5 protein-coding genes are annotated in these 6,558 nt (G+C 35.7%); 1 reads left to right on the forward strand and 4 read right to left on the reverse strand.

Annotated elements, in window-relative coordinates:
- Positions 1–98: 98 nt before the first annotated feature.
- The 4 genes from HXN26_RS10670 to HXN26_RS10685 all read right to left on the reverse strand — a co-directional run bounded on the left by HXN26_RS10670 (position 99) and on the right by HXN26_RS10685 (position 5,678).
- A complete protein-coding gene (locus HXN26_RS10670) occupies positions 99–3,293 on the reverse strand; it encodes a choice-of-anchor J domain-containing protein (RefSeq protein WP_273161222.1) in 3,195 nt (1,064 codons plus the stop codon).
- Positions 3,294–3,511: 218 nt separating this feature from the next.
- Complete coding sequence (locus HXN26_RS10675) at positions 3,512–3,943, reverse strand: hypothetical protein (RefSeq protein ID WP_273161224.1); 432 nt, start codon at positions 3,941–3,943, stop codon at positions 3,512–3,514.
- A 128-nt stretch (positions 3,944–4,071) separates the two neighbouring features.
- On the reverse strand, positions 4,072–5,097 hold the full coding sequence (locus tag HXN26_RS10680) for a hypothetical protein (RefSeq protein WP_273161226.1): 1,026 nt from the start codon (positions 5,095–5,097) through the stop codon (positions 4,072–4,074).
- Between the two features lie 89 nt (positions 5,098–5,186).
- On the reverse strand, positions 5,187–5,678 hold the full coding sequence (locus HXN26_RS10685; protein WP_273161228.1) for an SMI1/KNR4 family protein: 492 nt from the start codon (positions 5,676–5,678) through the stop codon (positions 5,187–5,189).
- A 419-nt stretch (positions 5,679–6,097) separates the two neighbouring features.
- On the opposite strand from HXN26_RS10685, the gene HXN26_RS10690 reads away from it, so the two are divergent.
- On the forward strand, positions 6,098–6,469 hold the full coding sequence (locus tag HXN26_RS10690) for a hypothetical protein (RefSeq protein WP_273161229.1): 372 nt from the start codon (positions 6,098–6,100) through the stop codon (positions 6,467–6,469).
- The last annotated feature ends 89 nt before the right edge of the window (positions 6,470–6,558 follow it).

Below are 6,558 nucleotides of genomic sequence, written 5' to 3' on the forward strand. Positions count from 1 at the left end.
GGAGCTTTGTGCATAAAAAAGAGGATGTATCAATTTTGACACACCCTCTTTTATTCTCTAATAAACCACTGATAAATGAGGGCCACAGGGGACTCACTCTACTTTATCATAGTCTTTTTACCATTGATGATATACACACCAGCTTTCAGTCCTTCGAGCGATTCAGACTGATACTTCACGCAAATACCATCGAGTGTGTAAACATCGTAGCGGACTTCTGTAGCCGATAGATGCTTAATTCCTGTAACTACAACAGAAATAGTTATCGGAGCAGACTCGATACCGCCTTCATAAACTGCTGTTACTTGGTAGGTATGATTACCTTCAGGTGCATTCGTATCAATATAATTGCAGTCGGTAGTTGATGCAAGAAGTGTACCATCGCGATATATATTATATTTCTCGGCACTACCACCACCAACATGATAAGTTATATCGTCGATAAGCAGGATATATGCCGTTTCTGGAGATGTAATGTTTCTAATAGCAAAATGCTTGGTACCTTCTGGGAGTTCGGCTTCAACTTTCTGCCATTTTCCACCTGCAATTTCAATAGCCTTAAGCACTTGGAAATGGGTTGTATCGGTATCTAACGTTGAGTAAAGGATTTGCACAGTCTGCTTCAAATCAACCTTTTGACCCGTCATCTGGTTGGTTGCCACTACGTTGTTGGCATAGAACGAAATATTCTGAGCATCGCCAGGAAGCGCAGGACTAATTATCCAGTCGTTATTGGCAGCTGGTTCCTGGTCGAAAGTGTAAATATTCATCTGCGTTCCATGTACAGACGCCAACGACTGAATGCCGCTGTGAGCATCGAATTGATGCAATCCCCCAGCAGATAAATTGCGTCCGCTATAGTCTTGAGGATTGAATACGATGAATGCAAATGGGGCACCTTCGTGTGTATAAGGAATTTCAGCACCATTCGAATCGTAAAGGAAATCGCCAGCTGTTGTCGCTTCATCACCATCAACAAGAGTCCAATTTCCAATTCCCGATATCGACCATGCAGCATAAGATTCGAAGTCATCAGTTCGTGCCATCAATGGAGATGGTTTTTCCCAAGCGAGTTTCACATCGTTTCCAACTTTCGTTCCTGAAAGATTTTGTACAGGCGACAAATCGGGCGAGCTTACCGAAATGTTTGTTTTTGCTGAATTGTTCTTGGTATTAGTATCGCCGTCTGCAACTACGGTTACTACTATTTCCAACATATCCTTAGCCTCTAAGCTTTCAACCTTATAAGGCAATTCAAAATTATTCACCTCAAGCGAAGCTAAAGGCTCGTTCACTTGTTGTTCGCTTATCTTCTTTCCATCGACAGTAAGGACAAGTTTGTAACTATCTACTTGCTTGTCGCCAACATTGCTAACCTTTACGCGTACGTTTGTTGTTTCCGAACGCATAGCCTCTTTATTGGCAGATACAGCAATAGCAAGGTCTTTGTCTGCCAAGTCGCCTACGTGGATATTGTCAATAAACATCACCTTCGTGCTATTATCATTCGACTTGTCGGCAAGTGCAAAGCCCAACTGAATGTAGCGTTCGCCGATAAACTGAGAAAGGTCGTACTTGCGTGTAATCCACTTGTTCTCTCCTACTACCAATTGTTCTTTGTTCAAATATACAATTCCTTTGCCTGGAACAGTAGCATATACATAGAATGTTCCAGTAGATGTAGAATTCTTTAGCTTGAAAGCCAATACAGGGTGCTGTGTTCCTGCCAACGAAATCTTAAAAGTATTGACACCAACAGAGTCCTTCATAAGAGTTTGAAGATAAAGACTTCCACCATCATCATCAGATGATTCGTCGACAGTTCTGCCAGCTCCAGCCATTTGGAATGTTACTCCCTGTCCTTCAGCAAAAGGAAGAAGAACCTTCTCTTCTTTTCCATTAACGAAGCTTTCGTGATACGGAGTGCGGTCGGGTTTACCCAAGAGAAGTGTGTTTGATATGTTTCCTTTCTCGCTACGTCCTTTCTCGTTCTCTGCAGTAACAGCCAATTCAAGTTGGCGCGGATTACCTTCATCGGCACCGAAACCTAAAGCATATTGTGTTTTGCCATCAGTTACTACATCCATTTCGTCAGCCAATTGTGGTTGTCCCCAATTGTTGTAGCTTACAGTATGAATACGATAAGTAATCTTATTTGGGAAGAATGCACCATTATGAGCAGGCGTTGCTGCGTCCCACGAAAGAATAATATTATTTGGGTCGTCAGAGAGCATTACATTTGTAGGAGCCGATGGCACATCAAGTCCTATATAAGCCGAAACAACATACGATTCGCCATCACCTTTCTCATTGTAAGGAAGGAAAGTAAAGGCATTCAAACCCTCTTGCGAAATATTATCAACTATAAATGTATGCTGTTCGCCAGGTTGCAGATTCTTTATATCTTTTACCTGTGTACCATTCAGCAATACACGAATACCATTCAGCGATGTCAATGCACTTCCATCGTAAGCAGTACTGGGCGCATTAAAACTTACAGTAGCCTTGAGTGCTGCCGAAGCATCTGGTATTATCGTTACATTAGTTACTTTGCTTGGCGAATCAGCCTCTGGAGCTGCCACCACTGATACATCATCAACATATAAAGCAATGCGGAATGCATCGCTGATTGCATGAAATCCAATATGGTAAACACCATCTGTTGTTGGTTTCAATACCTGTGTATAGCTTTGAAAGGTAGTATTATTCAGTTCCGTTGGAGCAAGAATCTCTCCTGTCATAGCCTCTACAGTTGCAGCGTTACCATACTTCACTTCTATTCGTTCAGGATAAGTGGCCTGAACGCAGCGGAGTTTGAAGTTTACATAATAGGTTTTTCCACCTTTCAGATTGATTCCTGGCGAAATCAACCAGTCGTCAGCTGTATTCTTGGCGTTGTAATAATACATAGCCATGCCGTTGCCATCATTGAGCAATAAGCTCCAAATACCATTTTTCTTACTCTCATCGGCATTTTTGTCGCCATTTGCATCTATGGTTATAAACTGGTCCCATTGGTCAGCAGTATTGAAATCAACACTCCAGCCTGGTTCGTAAACAGGTTGAGGAGTCTTTCGTGCAATACTGTTAACACTCTTGTGTGTTCTTTTGACAAATGTTGTAGCCGACTTTTTTATCGTCTCACTACTTTGTAATGTCGCTCCAAATCTTTGCGTGCGTTGTTGCAATGAATGTTCTCGAATAAACGATTGTTCAGTAGCAGTCTGCCCAAAAACAGAAGTTGCCGTCAGCATCGCCCCTTGTACAAGGAGCAAGGATAAACTTTTTCCCATAAAAAATGTTTTGGATGATTTATTATTCTATTAAATTCAAATACTCGGTTATAAACCATTTAGTCATTCTTAAAACGCAAATCTAATGCTTTTTGTTGATTTATACAAATTTAGACAGTTGTAAATTCTATCTTTAAAACATTTCTATATCCTTGTATATTCTTTCTTTACCCCTTTATATAAAAGGTATATGGCGCAAATAATGAGCATTTAAATAATCACCGACTTTCAGTTAATGTCCCAAAAGTCCTTGTTGCTAAATCAAAGGAAATAGAAAAATCGGTATTACGTATAATTAAATGAAACAAGAATGTTGAGCCTTCGCAAACAACTCCTTCTACAAAACACAAATTAGAAATGCCATTTGTTATATTATTAAAGAGTAGTTTTTTAAAATCGTTAATCATTAATTTGTTTTCTGCATTTACGATATACACATTATTAAATGCCTTTGAATAAGGAGCTTCTACAATAGCAATAGCATTATAACTTTTAGAATAATCGGCTATTAATCTGTCTGTTATATTTTCTCTTTTATACGTTTTACCTTTGAAAGACCAAGTAATAGCTATTGGAGTTCTATCAAAAATATTTGAATGTTCTTTTAAAACATCTGAATAAAGATACTTGAAGGCTTTTATTTCTTCCATTTTGTTTATTTCATAACTGTTCAATGTTATACAAAAGTAATGAAATCTAAGAAATGAACAAAATAAAAATCCATTTCACTATATATTATTCATTATAATTTGCGACTACTTCTTCTATAATTTGGCGCTTATTCAAATATAATTTCGCAAAGATTTAGCTTTGTCTGATCGTCGCTAATAAACATCTTGTTGCCCCATATATCCAATATACGGAAGGAAGTATAACCTCTTGGCATAACAACATCTATTAGTGTACAGTCTGAAAGACGTAACAGTTTAGGTTTTCCTTTCCATTCATCATTCTTGAATATAGGTGAAATAATCAAGTAATTCTGTTCTGCTGAAAACTTGCCCCTTACTCCATGCTTTCCTGGTAATTGATTTAAGTTATCTTTACCCCATAATTTTCTTTTAATCAATCCATCTTTGCTTATTTCTACATAAGAGTAATATCCCATCATACTTAATCCTGCTGGGTTTATTGTACTGCTTTCCAGAAAGGCATACAACTTCTCATTTTGTTCATAGATTGAACCTATCAAAGGATAATTATAATTATAATCGGCTAAAGCAAAATTTCCATTTACCTTTTTTACAGCATCAAGATGTTGCTGACGAATTTTTTCTTTGTTATATATACACGAGCCGTTATGAGTCCAACGGGCAGTTTTCTTATCAAAATCAACAGAAAGTATAGCAAAAGAATTGGTAGCTTCTAACATAGAATCAACCCTACATACTATTGGAAAAGTATCATTTATTCCTGTAACAGCCACTTTCATAGGTATTCCTCTGAGCGTCCACTCTTCAATTGAAATAGGTAACCATTCACTTTCCTGAGTTTGTAATAACCATAATGTATTACTAGCACCACAAAGCAGCAATATTCCTTTATCGCAGGATAAAAGTACAGGTATCTTCCAAATATCCTGTTGTTCTTTGGCTTCTGGAGTAGGGAAAAAGCGGACGTTTTTGCCCTTTATCCATAGTATTCCATCTTGTTTTTTCTCTGAATGATAAATAGAAAATACTATTTCGTTCTCACCACGTATCACCATTTCTTTACCACCGGTTGGACTATATTTAAAGGAAGTTCTAGATAACTGTATATCTTCAAACTCCCAACTGTCTATTACTTTTAGTTTTGCTTTCATATAAATTTATATTTTATTGTGCAGTTAAGGCCAAATATTATTTATTAGAAATATATTGGCTATTCGTTTTCTCATTTACTCTGTACATCTTACACGAGACAATCGTATGCATCTCCCATATTTTCAAAGTCTTCTTGTAACCAATAAAAATAATCGCCTTTGCTTTGATATAATTGTTCTAATAGTTCTGTAAATGAATTTGCAATAATTGGCTGTTCTCCTACAACTCCATGCCTATCCCAAAAGCTATCATAACATTTTCCTAAACGTTCTTTAAATAAATCTATTGTTATGAATTGTGGATTATCATCTGAGATAATAAACCAGTTATTACTAATATCATCAGGAACATCTTCTCCTATTATAATTGGGTTTGCTTTTTTAAAACCTTCTATTCCGACTATTTTCACAGAATAATTTGATTTTTCCCAAAACGTAATCGATTTATAATTCTCAAAATAATATCTCAAATCATCAGGTAATTTAAATCCTACTTCTATATTTATAGGATGTTCTCTTCTCAACAATTTACAGTCGCTTGTTTCTGAAATTGCCGTAAGAATTCTTTGAAGTCTTTCCATAACGTTCTTTTTCATTACCATTGTGCAAATATACATCTTTATTGGTAATTGAACAAAAATATGAACTTTTGGCTAACAACATACAGCTTAAAAAAATATAATAACAAAATAAAAATTTATAATTATAATTTTTTATTTTGTTATTATAAATTTGGTGGAATATAATTATAATTTTCTTCTCTACAATTTACGTCCTCTTTAAACAGACTTATTTTCCTTTGATGCGTTGGGAATATGAGTATTTATAACTATATTTGCAGCTGTAAACTTTTGTCTAACAACATACAATTTAAAAGTTTTTTTGCTAATGAAACCCATTTAGAAGGATTGAAAATAATCATAGATTCTGAAAAATAAAAAGGTATTGAAGGAGAAGTTTGCATTAGAGGAAAATACGAAATAAGAATATACAACGAAATATGAAAGCATTGGTATCGCCTCAAAAAAAGGCTGAATGGAAAATAAATAAACAAGAATTTATTTTAGAATTGCAAGAAAAATATAATGTAATTGAACTGAATGAGATAACTGATATAAAAAGACATTATTGCTATGAATGGACAATAAAAGAAGATAACCATTTTATAGATGGTATGCTTGACAACACGTTGAATTGTGTGTGCATTGAAACTGACTCTGTAGAATTTTGTTGCTCTTTTGCCCTTTGGGTAAGAACCTTTATGCCAGACAATGCAGACATTCTACTATACGATGAGGATTTTATAAACCACATCTATTTTAAAAGGGATACAGACATCGGTAAATTAACTGAGGTTTTTCAAAATAGTTAGCCACACACTATATATATTGAAGTTATAATTCTTCTATTTAGTCCCCCCTTAAAAACCTAATATTCCTCTGATTCATAGTATATTATCCT

Origin of the sequence: Prevotella aurantiaca (assembly GCF_015262605.1) — a bacterium.
Classification (GTDB): domain Bacteria; phylum Bacteroidota; class Bacteroidia; order Bacteroidales; family Bacteroidaceae; genus Prevotella; species Prevotella aurantiaca.

Bases quoted from the DNA above. Each gene is read 5' to 3' on its own strand.
- HXN26_RS10685 (WP_273161228.1), bottom strand. From the start codon at position 5,678: ATGGAAAGACTTCAAAGAATTCTTACGGCAATTTCAGAAACAAGCGAC.
- HXN26_RS10675 (WP_273161224.1), bottom strand. From the start codon at position 3,943: ATGGAAGAAATAAAAGCCTTCAAGTATCTTTATTCAGATGTTTTAAAA.
- HXN26_RS10680 (WP_273161226.1), bottom strand. From the start codon at position 5,097: ATGAAAGCAAAACTAAAAGTAATAGACAGTTGGGAGTTTGAAGATATA.
- HXN26_RS10690 (WP_273161229.1), top strand. From the start codon at position 6,098: ATGAAAGCATTGGTATCGCCTCAAAAAAAGGCTGAATGGAAAATAAAT.
- HXN26_RS10670 (WP_273161222.1), bottom strand. From the start codon at position 3,293: ATGGGAAAAAGTTTATCCTTGCTCCTTGTACAAGGGGCGATGCTGACG.